The organism is Rhodobacter sp. (assembly GCA_020637515.1).
GTDB lineage: Bacteria > Pseudomonadota > Alphaproteobacteria > Rhodobacterales > Rhodobacteraceae > Pararhodobacter.
The window spans coordinates 854,391-868,086 of the sequence record JACKKG010000001.1; the positions used below are offsets into that span (position 1 = coordinate 854,391).

15 protein-coding genes are annotated in these 13,696 nt (G+C 65.6%); 7 read left to right on the plus strand and 8 right to left on the minus strand.

Features of this window, described 5'->3' with window-relative positions:
* The first annotated feature begins 115 nt into the window (after positions 1–115).
* The 5 genes from H6900_04115 (at position 116) to H6900_04135 (ending at position 4,095) form a co-directional block, all read left to right on the plus strand.
* Positions 116–1,321, plus strand: a complete 1,206-nt coding sequence (locus H6900_04115) for a 4Fe-4S dicluster domain-containing protein (GenBank protein MCC0072459.1) — start codon at positions 116–118, stop codon at positions 1,319–1,321.
* Positions 1,322–1,444: 123 nt separating this feature from the next.
* The gene (locus H6900_04120; GenBank protein ID MCC0072460.1) at positions 1,445–2,278 is read left to right on the plus strand and encodes a bifunctional helix-turn-helix domain-containing protein/methylated-DNA--[protein]-cysteine S-methyltransferase; all 834 of its coding nucleotides are present in this window, start codon (positions 1,445–1,447) and stop codon (positions 2,276–2,278) included.
* Between the two features lie 112 nt (positions 2,279–2,390).
* Positions 2,391–3,029 (plus strand): OmpA family protein, encoded by a 639-nt coding sequence (locus H6900_04125; protein ID MCC0072461.1) that lies wholly within the window; start codon positions 2,391–2,393, stop codon positions 3,027–3,029.
* 112 nt (positions 3,030–3,141) lie between these two features.
* Complete coding sequence (locus tag H6900_04130; GenBank protein ID MCC0072462.1) at positions 3,142–3,912, plus strand: FCD domain-containing protein; 771 nt, start codon at positions 3,142–3,144, stop codon at positions 3,910–3,912.
* 9 nt (positions 3,913–3,921) lie between these two features.
* Positions 3,922–4,095, plus strand: a complete 174-nt coding sequence (locus H6900_04135) for a hypothetical protein (protein MCC0072463.1) — start codon at positions 3,922–3,924, stop codon at positions 4,093–4,095.
* A gap of 45 nt (positions 4,096–4,140) precedes the next feature.
* Here H6900_04135 and H6900_04140 read toward each other — a convergent pair whose 3' ends face one another.
* The 5 genes from H6900_04140 to H6900_04160 form a co-directional block, all read right to left on the minus strand.
* A complete protein-coding gene (locus tag H6900_04140; protein MCC0072464.1) occupies positions 4,141–4,980 on the minus strand; it encodes a hypothetical protein in 840 nt (279 codons plus the stop codon).
* A 100-nt stretch (positions 4,981–5,080) separates the two neighbouring features.
* A complete protein-coding gene (locus tag H6900_04145) occupies positions 5,081–6,007 on the minus strand; it encodes an IS1595 family transposase (GenBank protein MCC0072465.1) in 927 nt (308 codons plus the stop codon).
* Between the two features lie 196 nt (positions 6,008–6,203).
* Positions 6,204–7,313: a site-specific DNA-methyltransferase gene (locus H6900_04150; protein MCC0072466.1), complete on the minus strand. Its 1,110-nt coding sequence runs from the start codon at positions 7,311–7,313 to the stop codon at positions 6,204–6,206.
* A 105-nt stretch (positions 7,314–7,418) separates the two neighbouring features.
* Positions 7,419–8,045 carry a ribonuclease HII gene (locus H6900_04155; GenBank protein MCC0072467.1) on the minus strand — a complete coding sequence of 209 codons (627 nt, stop codon included), beginning with the start codon at positions 8,043–8,045 and terminating at the stop codon, positions 7,419–7,421.
* Between the two features lie 212 nt (positions 8,046–8,257).
* Positions 8,258–8,890, minus strand: coding sequence for a hypothetical protein (locus H6900_04160; GenBank protein ID MCC0072468.1), 633 nt, complete (start codon positions 8,888–8,890; stop codon positions 8,258–8,260).
* Between the two features lie 277 nt (positions 8,891–9,167).
* On the opposite strand from H6900_04160, the gene H6900_04165 reads away from it, so the two are divergent.
* A complete protein-coding gene (locus H6900_04165) occupies positions 9,168–9,461 on the plus strand; it encodes a hypothetical protein (GenBank protein MCC0072469.1) in 294 nt (97 codons plus the stop codon).
* Positions 9,433–10,137 carry a hypothetical protein gene (locus tag H6900_04170; GenBank protein MCC0072470.1) on the plus strand — a complete coding sequence of 235 codons (705 nt, stop codon included), beginning with the start codon at positions 9,433–9,435 and terminating at the stop codon, positions 10,135–10,137. The genes H6900_04165 and H6900_04170 overlap by 29 nt, the downstream gene beginning before the upstream one ends.
* Here H6900_04170 and H6900_04175 read toward each other — a convergent pair.
* The 3 genes from H6900_04175 to H6900_04185 all read right to left on the minus strand — a co-directional run bounded on the left by H6900_04175 (position 10,121) and on the right by H6900_04185 (position 13,194).
* On the minus strand, positions 10,121–10,993 hold the full coding sequence (locus H6900_04175; protein MCC0072471.1) for a hypothetical protein: 873 nt from the start codon (positions 10,991–10,993) through the stop codon (positions 10,121–10,123). The genes H6900_04170 and H6900_04175 overlap by 17 nt on opposite strands.
* Positions 10,994–11,101: 108 nt before the next feature.
* Complete coding sequence (locus H6900_04180) at positions 11,102–12,370, minus strand: phosphopantothenoylcysteine decarboxylase (protein MCC0072472.1); 1,269 nt, start codon at positions 12,368–12,370, stop codon at positions 11,102–11,104.
* Entirely contained in the window at positions 12,367–13,194 is an 828-nt protein-coding gene (locus tag H6900_04185; protein MCC0072473.1) for a transglutaminase family protein, read from the minus strand. The genes H6900_04180 and H6900_04185 overlap by 4 nt, the downstream gene beginning before the upstream one ends.
* Between the last annotated feature and the right edge of the window lie 502 nt (positions 13,195–13,696).

Consider the following 13,696-nt stretch of genomic DNA (forward strand, 5'->3'; position numbering starts at 1 on the left):
GGGGCATGCCTAAGATGAGTGCCGATACCTTGGCGCGAAGCGCGCGTGCCGTCCAGACGCGAAAGCTTGACCTCGGCGCGGCGCCGCCCCTAGCCTGCACCCGGAAGGAGACCGCATGACCGCCCAGACCCCGCCGGCCGCCGGACACAACCGCCCGCCCCAGCCCGATCCCTCGCGGCCCGACGACGCCCTGGCCGGGATCGAGGTGACGGCGGATTTCACCCGTTTTCGGCAACGCGACGACGTGTTCACCCGGGCCTTCTGGGACGACACGGTGCGCAGCAAGGCCACCGACGCCTTCTTTGCCAGCTACCGCATCGACGCCACGCCGCGAAAGGGCGACGGATTCCAGCAACGCGATTTCGCCCTGCGCAACGCCGCCTGGCTGGTCAGCGACATCGTGTCGAATCGCAGCGCCTCGGAGGGGCGGCGCGAGGGCTTCCAGGCGCCGATCCGCGCCGACACGCCGGTCGCGCCGGTGCAGGTGCCGGTCGATGACCCGGCGCGCATGGCGGCCGAGGTCAAGCGCATCGCCCGTTTCTTTGGCGCCGACCTGTGTGGAATCACCGGCTTTGACGACCGCTGGATCTATGAAACCCAGGTCGATACCCGCGATTTCAGCGAAACGCCGGTGGATCTGCCCCAGGGGCTGGGCCACGTGATCGTGCTGGGCCACCAGATGGACGCGCCGCTTGTGCAGACCTATCCCAGTGCGCTGGCGGGCGCCGCCACGGGGCGCGAATACAGCCACGAGGCGGCGATCGTCATGCAGCTGGCCGCCTATATCCGCAACCTGGGCTATCAGGCCGTGGCCTCGATGAACGATACGGGGCTGGTCATCCCCTTTGCGATCCAGGCCGGGCTTGGCGAATACGCCCGCAACCAGATGGTTATCACGCCCGAGTTCGGCCCCCGGCTGCGGTTCTCGAAGATCTTTACCGACCTGCCGCTGGCCCACGACCGTCCCCGCCCGCACGGGGTCAAGGCGGTCTGCGACATCTGCACCCGCTGCGCCGATGCCTGCCCGGTCAAGGCGCTGCCCTTTGGCCCGCCCTCGGACCAGGCGCCGGGCCGCAGCGCCATCCGGGGCGTGGTCAAATGGACCTCGGACGCCGAGAAATGCTTTGGCTACTGGGCAAAGCTGTCGTCGGATTGCGCGATCTGCCTGCGGGTCTGTCCGTTCAACCGCGACTATTCCCGCTGGCGCAACCGTGCCTGGCTGAAACTGGCGCTGTCGCCCCTGCGCCGGCTGGCGCTGTGGCTGGACGACCGCTCGAAACGGGCGCAACGGCTGAAACCGCGCGACTGGTGGGGCGGGTGATTGCGCAGGTTCCGGGTCGAGCCAGGGGTGCGGCGGTTCTAGGGTGACGGTCCGGAACCGGGGGGTTTTCCACCCCCCGGACCCCCCGGAGCGTATTTTCGACAAGATGATGGGGCGCGGGTCATGCAAGAGGAACGGGGCTATCACTATGGCGTCATGGCGCGCGCGATCGCCGAAATCGATGCCGCTGGCGGCGAGCGTGTGGCGCTCGAGGATCTGGCGGCGCGTTTGGGGATGAGCGCGGCGCATTTCCAGCGGCTGTTCACGCAATGGGTGGGCGTCTCGCCGAAACGCTATCAGCAATACCTGGCGCTGGGCCAGGCGCGGCGGATGCTGGCCGAGCGGTTCACCGTTCTCGACGCCGCGCATGAGGCGGGGTTGTCGGGGCCGGGCCGGCTGCACGACCTGTTCCTGCGTTGGGAGGCGATGACGCCCGGCGAATACGCGCGGGGCGGCGAGGGACTGGGCATCCGATGGGGCTGGTTCGACACGCCCTTTGGCGAGGCGCTGGTCATGGGCACCGAGCGCGGCCTGTGCGGGCTGGGCTTTGCCGCCGAGATGGGCCGCGAGGCCGCCTTTGCCGACCTGCGCGGGCGCTGGCCCAAGGCCTGCTTCCACGAGGACCCGGCCGCGCTGCGCGCCTGGGTCGAGGCCGCGCTGGGTGGGCGCGAGGCGCCGCTCTACCTGATCGGCGCGCCCTTTCAGATCAAGGTCTGGGAGGCGTTGCTGGCGATCCCCTCGGGGCAGGTCACGACCTACTCCGAGATCGCGCGCGCCATCGGCCAGCCCAGCGCGAACCGCGCCGTCGGCGCGGCGGTGGGGCGCAACCCCATCAGCCTGCTGATCCCCTGCCACCGGGCGCTGGCAAAGTCGGGGGCGTTGACCGGCTACCATTGGGGCCTGCCGGTCAAACGCGCCCTTCTGGCCTGGGAGGCCGCCCGTGCCGATGCCGCCTGATCGGTGGCATTCCGCCGATCAATCGAACGTGACGGTCGGGCCCGCTTGGCGGGACTGTCGGCAGGCCGGCCCAAGCGATACCCTGCGCGCAGTCATATTCAAGGAGTTTGCCATGACTGCGAAAAAGGCCATTCTTGCCGTCTCTGCCCTGGCGCTTGTCGCCGCGTGCACCCAGGCCGACGGGCAGCTCGATCGGCGCCGGACGGGCGCACTGGCGGGCGGGGTGATCGGTGGCCTGGTCGGCGCGGCCAACGGTGGCAACAACAGCACGCCCGAGGTGCTGATCGGCGCCGGTCTGGGCGCGCTGGCGGGCGGGGCCATCGGCGGCGTGCTGGACCGTCAGGCGGGCGAATTGCGCCAGTCGCTGGGCCCGGATGTCGGCGTGGTGAACACCGGCAACGAAATCGTCGTGACCATGCCGCAGGATATCCTGTTCGCGACCGACAGCGCCGCGCTGCGACCGGATCTGCAATCGGATCTGCGCACCATTGCCGCGAACCTGCAACGCTATCCCGACAGCGTCGTAGTGGTCACCGGCCACACCGATTCGACCGGCACCGCCGCGCACAACCAGGCGCTGAGCGAGCGGCGCGCGGATGCGGTGGCGGGGGTGCTGATCTCCTCGGGCGTGCCGGCACGGCGCATCCAGGCGGTGGGCGCGGGGCAGACGCAGCCGATCGCATCGAACGGCTCGGCCTCGGGGCGGGCGCAGAACCGCCGGGTCGAGATCACCATCCGTCCGACCAACTGACCCCGGGCATTCGCACGATGGGGCCGGGCCGCGCGCCCGGCCCCTTTTTGTGACAAACCCGTTGCTTGCCGGGTTCCGTGGTCATATCTTTTGACCAATCGAAGGAAAGGCCATGCCGTTTCAGCCCGTTCAACAGGAAAAGCTGGCCCAGGGGGTCGTTCGGCAGATCGAACTGCTGATCCTGCGCGGGCTGCTGCGGCCCGGCGAGCGTCTGCCGTCAGAGCGCGAACTGGCCGAGCGGATGGGCGTCAGCCGCCCGTCGCTGCGCGAGGCGATCGCGGAATTGCAGGCCAAGGGGCTGCTGATCAGTCGCGCCGGGTCGGGCGTTTTCGTCGCCGACATGCTGGGGTCGGCCTTTTCCGAGGCGCTCATCACCCTGTTCGGGGCGCATGACGAGGCGGTTTTCGACTATGTCAGTTTTCGGCGCGATCTCGAAGGGATGGCGGCGGAACGGGCGGCGCGCTTCGGCTCGGGGACCGACCTGAAGGTGATCGACGCGGTCTTTCGAAAGATGGAAGCGGCCCATTCCAAGAAGAACCCCGCCGACGAGGCCGCGCTGGACGCCGAATTCCACCTGGCAATCATCGAGGCCAGCCACAACATCATCATGCTGCACATGCTGCGGGCGATGTTCGACCTGTTGAAGGAAGGGGTGTTCTACAACCGTCAGCAGATGTATCGCCAGCGCACCACGCGCGACCAGTTGCTGGATCAGCACCGGGCGATCAACGCGGCGATCCAGGCGCGCGATCCGGTCGCCGCCAGGGCTGCCGCCGAGGCGCATATGAGCTATGTGGAACAGGCCCTTGCGGATGTGCGCAAGGCCGACCGAAACGAGGATATCGCGCGGCTGAGGTATCAGCACGAACTGGCGCGGGAATGAAGGATCGATATGGCAGACTACAGCAAATCGGGCGGCCGCAGCGCCCCCGGCAAACAACCCCGCAACAAGACCGAGAACGAGCACCCCAAGGGCAAGCTGGGCGGTGCCCCTGACAAGGCCGCGCTGCTGGAACGCCTGAAAAAGGCGGCCGAGGCAAAAAAGGGGGCCTACATACGTAACTAGCCAAGCTATCAGACGCGCCCATCCTCCGGCGCGTCTGATAGCAGATCACTTGTCGCTCGGCTTGAGATACATCACGTACTGCATCGGCTTCTTGCCATAGTGCTGAGCGACCCTTTGGCGAAGCTCGTGGATATCATCGCAGGTCTTAGCCATACCGATGACCTCCCAACACCGTGAGACCAATTGCCTAACACCAAGGTTCTCGGTGAGCTGGCGGTGCCAATGGACGCCTGCCGGTGGCTTATTGTTCTTGAGATAGTCTGCTACGTCGGCGTCAAGGGTATCGTAGACCAGTTCGATCACCAACTTTCCCCACCACTTTGGGCGGGTTTGCAGTGGGGTTTCCCATCCTGTGAGGCGACCGAATTCCTCCCAAAGTTCGTCTGGGAATGTCTTCTCCCACGCCCGGAGTTCATCGGCTATAAAAGCTCGTAGCTTGACCTGCAGGGCATCTTCCGCGCGGTCATACTGATAGCCTGTTGCTTCGTCGATCAGCGCATCAAGGCCAGTCCGTGTCAGACCGGCAGTCAGCACCGCGCACTTGATGGCAATCTCGCGCTGTCGGTCCGTCAGCGATGCCCCCTCGTAGAGCGCTTGGACGTAGCCCCGACAGATCAGCTCGAAGTGCTCTGTAGTCATTCCCCGACCAGTGAACTGCGTCCCGGGTATCGTGAACTCCAAAAGTTCGCCCAGGATTAAGTCACTGTTAATATACGATTTTAGTGCCGCAGCGCCAACATAGCTGCCCAGGTTGCCGCTGTCGGCTCCGGACATGGATTTGATCGCAGAGCGTAGAGCTATGACGCGGTCTTCGGTATTGAGGACGTACACATCCAATTCATCTCCGCCGAGATCAATCTTGCCGCGCCACTTGGCGAATGGCATCCCGCCGTGGATCACGTCTGATGGTGTTACCCTCGGCGCAATGGCCTCGACAACGTCCTCAAAAGTCGCGTCGATTGGTTCGATTACGTCTTTCTTCTCGTCAGGCATTGATCAGTCCTTTGTAAGTCAGCCGCTTTCCAGCCATGCGGTCGATGGTCATTCCGATGAAATCCATAGTGCCGATCTGCGCCGTGTTGTGGCGGAAGGAGAACTCCTTCACATAGCGATGCAGGTGCTTGGCGCTCATGTAGTGATAGATTCCGATGTAGCCGCGCTTGAGCAGGGACCAGAAGCTTTCGATGCCGTTGGTGTGCGCCATGTCGCGGACGTATTCTCCGGCAGAGTGGTTAATGCGGATATGGTTGTAACCAGCGCCAGCTAGGCCGATATAGCCGCCGTGGGTATCGGTGACGATGGTTGCGCCGGCGTTGCAGTGCTGACGCACAAAGTGCTCAAGGGTCGAAGCCTTGGTGTTCTCAACGACGACCGCGCGGACTTCTCCGGATTGATCGCGGACGCCAACAACTGCGGTCTTGCCAACCGCACCACGACCGGCGCGAAGTTTCTTATCGGCATGTTTGTTCTTCTCGCGACCACCAACATAGGTTTCATCGACCTGCATCTGACCGTCCATGTGGTCGTCACGGTCTTTCAGCCAAGTCTCGCGAATACGCTGGGCAAGGAACCATGCGGTTTTCTGAGTGACGCCAAGTTCGCGCGCCATCTGCGTGCTGGGGATGCCCTTGCGGGCGCTGGTTAGCATGTAGATGGCCAGAAGCCACTTGATCAGTGGGAGACGGCTTTCTGCAAGCACAGTGCCAGTGCGGACGCTGAAATGCTTGCGACAGTCCTTGCAGCGGTAGGGCATGGGCTTGTGGTCTTTGCACTCGGTCACGCTGACCGAACCGCAGTGACCACAAACAGGCTCATTGCCCCAACGCTTTGCCTCAAAGAACTTGCGCGCGGCATCTTCATCCGGGAACTTGCGGAAGAACTCAAAGGTGGAGAGGGTTTCAGGCTTCGACATGGCGCAAGCTCCTTCTGCACCATGAATAACATAACTAGCCAAAGTAAGCAAGTGATTTTTGGCTAGTTAAATATGTAGACCCCCAAAAAAGGGCTGGCCGGCCCGGCGCATAAAAAAACCCCCGGCACGAAGCCGGGGGATCAAGTGGCGTCCAGAGCTTGGGGTTCCGGACGCTGGCGGTAAACTTGGGGTGGCGTCAGGCGTCGCGGGCCATTTCGGACCGGATCTGCTGACGCAGGATGTCGATGGGGATCAATTGCCCGTCGCGCTTGAATTGCCAATAGGTCCAGCCGTTGCACGAGGGCGCACCCTCGAGCGCGGCACCCACCTGGTGGATCGAGCCGCGGTGCGTCTCGCTGACCAGCGATCCGTCGGCGCGCACCTTGGCGGGCTTGCCGCGGGGCGAAACCAGCACTTCGCCGGGCCTGAGCATCCCGCGTTCGACCAACTGGCCGAAGGGCACGCGCGGCTCGGCGCGTTTCGACGAGGTCGTCTCGAGCGCCGAGGAATCCAGTGCGCGCACCTTGGCCAACCGTTTGGTGGCGGCGGCGCGGTAGGCGTCCTCGCGCTCGATGCCGATGAAATGGCGGCCCAGCATCTTGGCCACGGCGCCGGTGGTGCCGGTGCCAAAGAACGGGTCCAGCACCACGTCGCCCGGGTTCGTCGTGCCGATCAGCACGCGGTGCAGCAGGCTTTCGGGCTTTTGCGTCGGATGCGCCTTGTTTCCGTCGTCGTCCTTGAGCCGCTCGTGCCCGGTGCAGATCGGCAGCACCCAGTCCGAGCGCATCTGCGTGCCCTCGTTCAGGGCTTTCAGCGCCTCATAGTTGAACGTGTATTTCGATGTCTCGGCCTTTGACGCCCAGATCAGCGTTTCATGCGCGTTGGTCAGGCGCTTGCCCTTGAAGTTGGGCATCGGGTTCGACTTGCGCCAGATGACATCGTTCAGCACCCAATATCCTGCGTCCTGCAACGCCGCGCCGACGCGAAAGATGTTGTGATAGCTGCCGATGACCCAGATCGCGCCGTCGGGTTTCAACAGGCGGCGCGCGGCCTTCAGCCAGTCGCGCGTGAACTGGTCATAGGCGGCGAAACTGGCGAACTGGTCCCAGTGATCGGTCACCGCGTCCACCGCCGAATTGTCCGGCCGGTGAAGCGCGCCCTTCAGCTGAAGGTTGTAGGGCGGGTCCGCAAAGATCAGGTCCACGCTGCCCGCGGGCAACGCATTCATGAGCTCGATGCAATCACCCGCAAGAATCTGGTCGAGCGGAAGCGTGTCAGCCTCCGGCGCCCGGGTCTTGGTTGCCATGTCTGCCTCGTTCGGGCGCCGTCTTGTGTTTCGCGGCGCTCCGTTACACGCAAAGATGATTCAATCCAGAGTCCACGTCAATTCCTTTTTGAATCAGCGCGTTATTTAATGTTCTTCACACAATATCTTGCGCACCGGGGCAAAGGTCCGCCTATGATGTGGGGTCACGCCCAGGTCGCGCAGCGCCGCGCGATGTCCGGCCGAGGGGTATCCCGCGTTTTTTTCCCAGCCATATCCGGGGTTTGCCAGTGAAAGTTCACGCATTATCGCGTCGCGTTCGACCTTTGCCAGGATCGAGGCGGCGGCGATCGACAGGCTGCGCGCGTCGCCCTTGACCACGGTCTGGGCGGGGATCGTCAAGCCCTTGGGCAGGCGGTTGCCGTCGATCAGCGCGTGTTCGGCCGCCGGGGTCAGGGCGTCCAGCGCGCGGCGCATCGCCAGGTGGCTGGCCTGAAGGATGTTGAGGGTGTCGATCTCCTCGACGCTGGCATGGGCGATGGCCCAGGCGACGGCAGTGTCGCGGATCGCGGCGGCCAGACGGGTGCGCGCGGCCTCGGTCAGGCGCTTGCTGTCGTCGATGCCGGGCGGGATGCGGCCCGGATCGAGGATCACGGCGGCGGCAGAGACCGGGCCGGCCAGCGGACCGCGGCCGACCTCGTCCACGCCGGCAACCAGGCGCAGGCCGGTCGCGGTTTCCAGGCTGAAATCGGGGGTGATGCGAGCAGGCGCCATACAGTCTTGAACCACGCGCACCGGGCCCGGGCAAGAGCGGGGGCGAGCCTTGCGGCCCGCCCCCTTCCCGGCTGGGGGGCCGGGACCGTCCTGGAGTGCCGTCGCGCGTCAAGTCGGAACCAGTAACCAGCCCACTCGCATCGGCACGACTTTGAAAGGGATTCGTGAAGAAAGGATTTCGTCAGTTGGCGCGGGACACTCCAGGATGTTCCTCAACGGCGGCGATAGCCCGCGTCCTCGAGGCAGCGCGCGTTGTAGATGCGGTCGCCATCGGTCGAGGTCACGCGGCATTCCCCGGGCAGGTCGCGCAGGCCCTCGTTACGCAGGCAGCTGGACCAGTAGCCCGCGACGCGGCGGCCGTTCTGGCGATAGTGCATCTCGCACGAGTCGGGCAACCAGGCGTGGTGGCCATGGCGCGGCGGCGACATGCGCGGCGGCTCGGCCCGGGGCGGGTCGTAGCGCGGCGGATCGGCGCGGCGCATGGAGCCTCCGCGATACCCGGCCTGATACATGCAGTCGGCGACATAGCCGGTGCGGTTGCGGCCCTGGTAGCGGAATTCATAGCGGCACTGGTTGGGCAGGCCCTGATAGCCCGCGCGGTTCAGGCACCGGCCGTTGTAGACATCGACATTGCGCCAGTCGATCCGCACCGTTTCCAGGCACTCGTCGGGCAGCATCCAGCGCCCGGCATAGGACGGGCGGTTGTTCTCGTCGATGGCGTGGACGATGGCGCCGATGACGATCGCGCCGGCGATGAACCGGAAGAGGTCGGCATCGTCGGCCCTGGCCTGCTGGGGCGTGGTGGCGAATCCGGCCAGGGCGACCGCCCCGGCAGCGAGGGCCATGGTCAGCCGTCGCGGAAGAAGGGGGAGAGCAAAGCGCATGGCAGCAACCTTTCTGCGTGACACGAAAGCGGGGGACGGGTGGCACCCCTGTGTGTCGGGGTCGGCGCCGTCATGGTTCAACCTTGGGACCCGCCCCCGCTGACAGGCAATAGCGCGCCCCGGTTATCCGATAACGCGCCGCGCCGGTGTCGGCCCGGACGCGGCGATATTGCATAGCAGCGGCAGCATGGGCATGGTCTGGGCAAGCGACGGACTCAGCCGTGCAAGGACCACGACGATGCGAACCAAAACCCTATCCCTGGCGCTGGGCGCCCTGATGGCGATGGCATTGCCCGCCCAGGCGGCCTGTTACGCCGATTATCGCGCCCAGCAGCAAAGCCCGGTGCGGTTCCATTACGGCATTGCGCAGATTTCGGACGGGGCCTGTGGCAGCACCGGCGCCGCCGCAAACGAGTTGCGCGCCCGTCTGGCGCGGAACGGCTGGACCTTGGTCGATGTTTTGTCCACATTCAGGGATGATGGACTGGCGTCGAGGCGGGGCAATGCCGGACAATACTTCCTCCGTTACTGATCTGACACGCGCGGGAACGCGCGCGGTCTATCTGGGGCTGGCCGCCATCGTCGCCATTCTGGCGCTGGCGGCCTTTCTGCTGTTCCTGAACCTGCCCGACACCAACGCCTTCAACGCGCGTGTCACCCAGATTTTCGCCGAGAACGCCAACCTGACCCAGGACGCCGAATTGCGCCTGCTCGAGATTCTGGCGCAGTCCGGCACCACCTTTACCGAAGTTCTGGTCAGCTACCGCGCGGTGATCTTCGTGCTGATCGTCTTTGCCAGCCTGCTGCTGATTACCGCGCTGGTGCTGGTGCTGGCGCTGATCGTGCTGAACCGGCGCCTGGCCGTGGTGCAAAAGTCGGGGATTCAGGTGTCGTCGCTGGTGATCTCGCGCGGCGAGCGCAAGGTTTATCTGAACGACATGGAGTTCAACCTGACCGAGGCCGCGGTCGAGGCCCTGGCCGTGCTGGCCGAGGCCCGCATGGATGACGAGATGATGACCGGCGCCTCGCTGGAATCGGTGATCTCGGGCCGGCGCGAGGCCGATTGCGACGAAGCCGCCGGCGCAACCCGGATCAAGCGGCTGCGCGATTCGCTGGGCAACCAGATGGTCAGCGAACTGCTGGTCCGCAACATTCCCCGCCAGGGCTATATGCTGGCGGTCGAGAAAGACGTCATCCGGATGATCTGACCTGCCGGGCCTGGTCCAGGATGGACGGCCATGCCTGGCCGGTGAAATCGTCGTGCCCGTCGCCCCCGGGATTGCGATCAAAGGCGCCGCGCATCATGGCCAGCATTTCCTGCGACAGGCAATCGGTCAGGAACCCGCCCGTCCAGTCAAAGGCGGCGTGCATGTCGGCGACCGAGGTGTTCCGACGCAGGCAGCTGTCCAGAGCCGACGCGGAAAGCGGCGTCGTCACCTCGAACAGGACCGAGTTGAAGTCGCTGTGCCCGGCATAGGCCACATGATCCCGCAGCTTGAACATGGTGCTGGCGATCCAGGGGTTCTTGTAGAACATGTAATCCTGCTGGACGATCAGTCCGCCCTGCGCGACATGCGGCAGGAAGTTCAGCACCAGATGGTCGTTGATGGCCCAGGATTTGGACAGGTCGATGAACAGCAGCGCGATCGGGCCGGTGGTCCAGCGGGCCTTGCGGATATCGGCCTTGGTGGACACGACGTTGTAGTCCCGGGTCAGGGATTGAAACAGCGGGTAGATGTCCAGCCCGTCGAACTTCGGATGTCCGCGCGCATACAGGAACTTCTCTTTCTGCCCCTCGGACGCGCTGAACAGATCGAAGCTCTGGATCGGCGGTCTCTGTCCCTGGTTCATCGCCACCCCGCATCCCAGCGCCGAGGTCGATCCCCCCATGAACGGGCCCAGGTCCACCAGGGCACCGCGCGAGAAATCGGTCATGGCGGCCAGGAAGGCCAGCATCCGCTGTTCCTCGACCGAGAGCATCGTGGGGAACTGCCGGATCGCTTGCGGCAGCGGGAAGGATCGGGATTTCCAGGGTTTGGTCGCCAGGAAGTCTGCCAGTGACACCGTCGTAGACCCCGCGCCTGTGAATCGGGCCGACGCTATACCCCGCCGGTGCCCCGGTCAACCAAGGCGCGAAAGGGGCCGTCGCGCAACGGCCCCTTTGCTCTGCCCCTACTCGGCCGCGGCTTGCATCGCGGCGGGTTGGGCCAGATCCTCCAGATGGTCCGCGATCGCGGCGGCGATCGCGCGTTTGTCATCGACCGGCGTCACGCCATCGCGGCGCACCAGAAGCGCGCGCTGTTCGGTGCCGCGCGTGTCCTCGCCGCGCGTGGCGACGATCAGGCTGCACTGGTCCAGGCGCTTCGAGGCGACGCGGATCAGCTCTTCCTCGGTGACGCCTTCCAGATACTTGAAGGCGATGGTGTGCATCGCGCCACCGGCGGCCATCGCCATGTCGATCACCTTTTCCGTCGGCTCCAGTTCCAGCATCAGGCTGGCCTGACCCGAGGCGATCTTGCCGCTCACCGCCTGTTTCGGCCGGTAATCCGCCACCCCGGCCGAAAAGACCCCGGCGAACAGCCCTGCCTTTGCCCGCGCGACCACCGTGTCGCGATAGGCGTCATAGGTGCGCGTCACCGTGACCGGCATCGGCGTCTTCGGTTGCCAGGCGCCGTCGCCCAGGATCAGCTCGGCCGCGGCGCCGCGCCAGGTCAGTTCCTCGGCCACGCGGGCGCCCAGACGGCCGCGAAAGCGGTTGACGATGCGCCGCACCCCGTCAATGGGCACGGGCGTGGGACCGGCGGTGACCATGATCCGCCGCCCCGCCAGGGCCGAGGTGCTGAGCGCGCGGCCGACGGCGATGCACAACAGTTCGGTCTCAGGAAGGTTGTGTTTGCCATAGGCGTCGCGCGGGGCGATCAGCCGCACGCCCTGCGCCGCCAGCCGGCGCGCGTTGTCCACCAGTTGCGCGTTGTGCATGGTGCCGTGCATCGTCGGCGCCACCAGCACCTGGGTGCGCCCCTGCTCCATCCGGCCCAGCGCCGAGATCAGCGTGGCGGTGACGACGGTGTCGCCGATCCCGTGCGCCATCTTGGCAAGGGTCGAATGGGTGGCGGGGGCGACCAGATAGGCGTCGAACGGCGCCCCGTCGCTGAGGTGTTCGGCGCGCCAGGTCAGAGCGGTCACGACCGGCCCCAGCGTCGCCCATTCCAGCGCCTCGCGCGCGACGTAGTGCAGCGCGTCCTCGCTGGCAAAGGCGACGACCGAGGCCCCGTGCCGCCTGAGGCCGCGCGCGACCTCGGGCGCCTTCATTGCCGCGATGCCGCCCGTGACCAGCAACGCGATGCGCTTGCCGGCCAGCCGGTCCGACACCCGGGGCACGTCATGGTCGCCCATGCCCGAGGGCGTGGGCGCGCGGAAATCCCAATCATACAGGCTCATGCCCGCACCTCCTGGTCCTCGGCGGTGGCGTTCGCCTCGGCCGCGCGGCCCCAGCGCAGATGCGCCCCGCGCGCCCGGTCCACCCTGGTGTTCAGGGCTTCGAAGTGGCGGGTCTGGAATCGGCTTTTCTTGCCCATCTCGTCCACGATGGCGTCCACGACCTGGATCTCGAACAGATCGAGGTGCTGGATCTCCATCGCCGGGATATAGGGCGCGCCCTCGGCCAGGACGGGTTCCTCGCGATGCGCCATCCAGGGGAACATCTCCAGGAAGATGCGATAGCTGGCATAGTCATAGGACGAATCGCAGCCGTGCCAGCGGTCGCCCAGTTTCACGGCGGCAAAGTAGTGCTTCACGGTCGGGCGTTGCAGCGCCAGCCAGCCGGACGGCATCAGCTTGCCCAGCACACTGGTGGACATGGGGATTTCGACGAACCCGGCCTCGAGCCCGGCAGCGCGCAGCAGCGCCACCTGAAGGTTTGTCTTGGTCGTGCACATGCCCACGCCCCGGCGCAGGGTGTCCGAGGCGCGCTCTTGCCAGGCGCCGAAACGGTAGGGCATCTTGTGCACGAATCGCAGCACCGCCTCGGCGGTCGAGGCCGGCGAGGCCCGCCGCAGGCGCGCGGCCTGCCGCCGGATGTCGGGATGCGTCACGTCGCAAAGCGTGCCGGGATCGGGCAGGGCCGCGGGCGGGGTCGCGTCGGCCTCGGCGGCATCGGCGGCGACCAGGGCCTTGGCCAACGCGCGACGCAGGCTGCGGTGGCGGGGTTGCGCCCAGTCCTGCGCGCCGGTATCCAGCGTCCAGATCCGGGCCGGCAGATCCATGGCTTGCAACGTCTGGCCGGTCGGGCCAAAGTGGTTTCCGGGCCCGAACCAGTCGCGCGGCCCGGCCAGGCGACCGTCCAGCACGACGTGCAGGGGATGCGCGGCGCCATCGGACAGGGCGGTTCCCGGCGCCAGCGTGGTCACACGGCCCTGCGCGAACAGATCCTCGTCGAATGCGTCCAGATACAGACCCAGAGTTGAATCGCGGAACAGATCAAGCAATTCAAGGTTGAGTTTATGTGCAGCAGTCATTGGATTTTGTCCCCCATGTCAAGGCTGTGCAGCAGACGGGCCGGCCTCTCCAATCGGGCAGCGATCCGAGACCGGTCACACGCGCAGGTTAGCGCCCTCATGCACGCGGAAGAAGAGTTTTGTTTCCAAAACAAAAACAAATCAGTGGATTGTTGCCGCGAGCGAACCAACCCCGGCGGGTGTGCGGTCGGGGGCGGGCGCAACCTTCCGTAACGTCGCTTAGGTCTTTCCGAACGAAAATTAAGTTGAA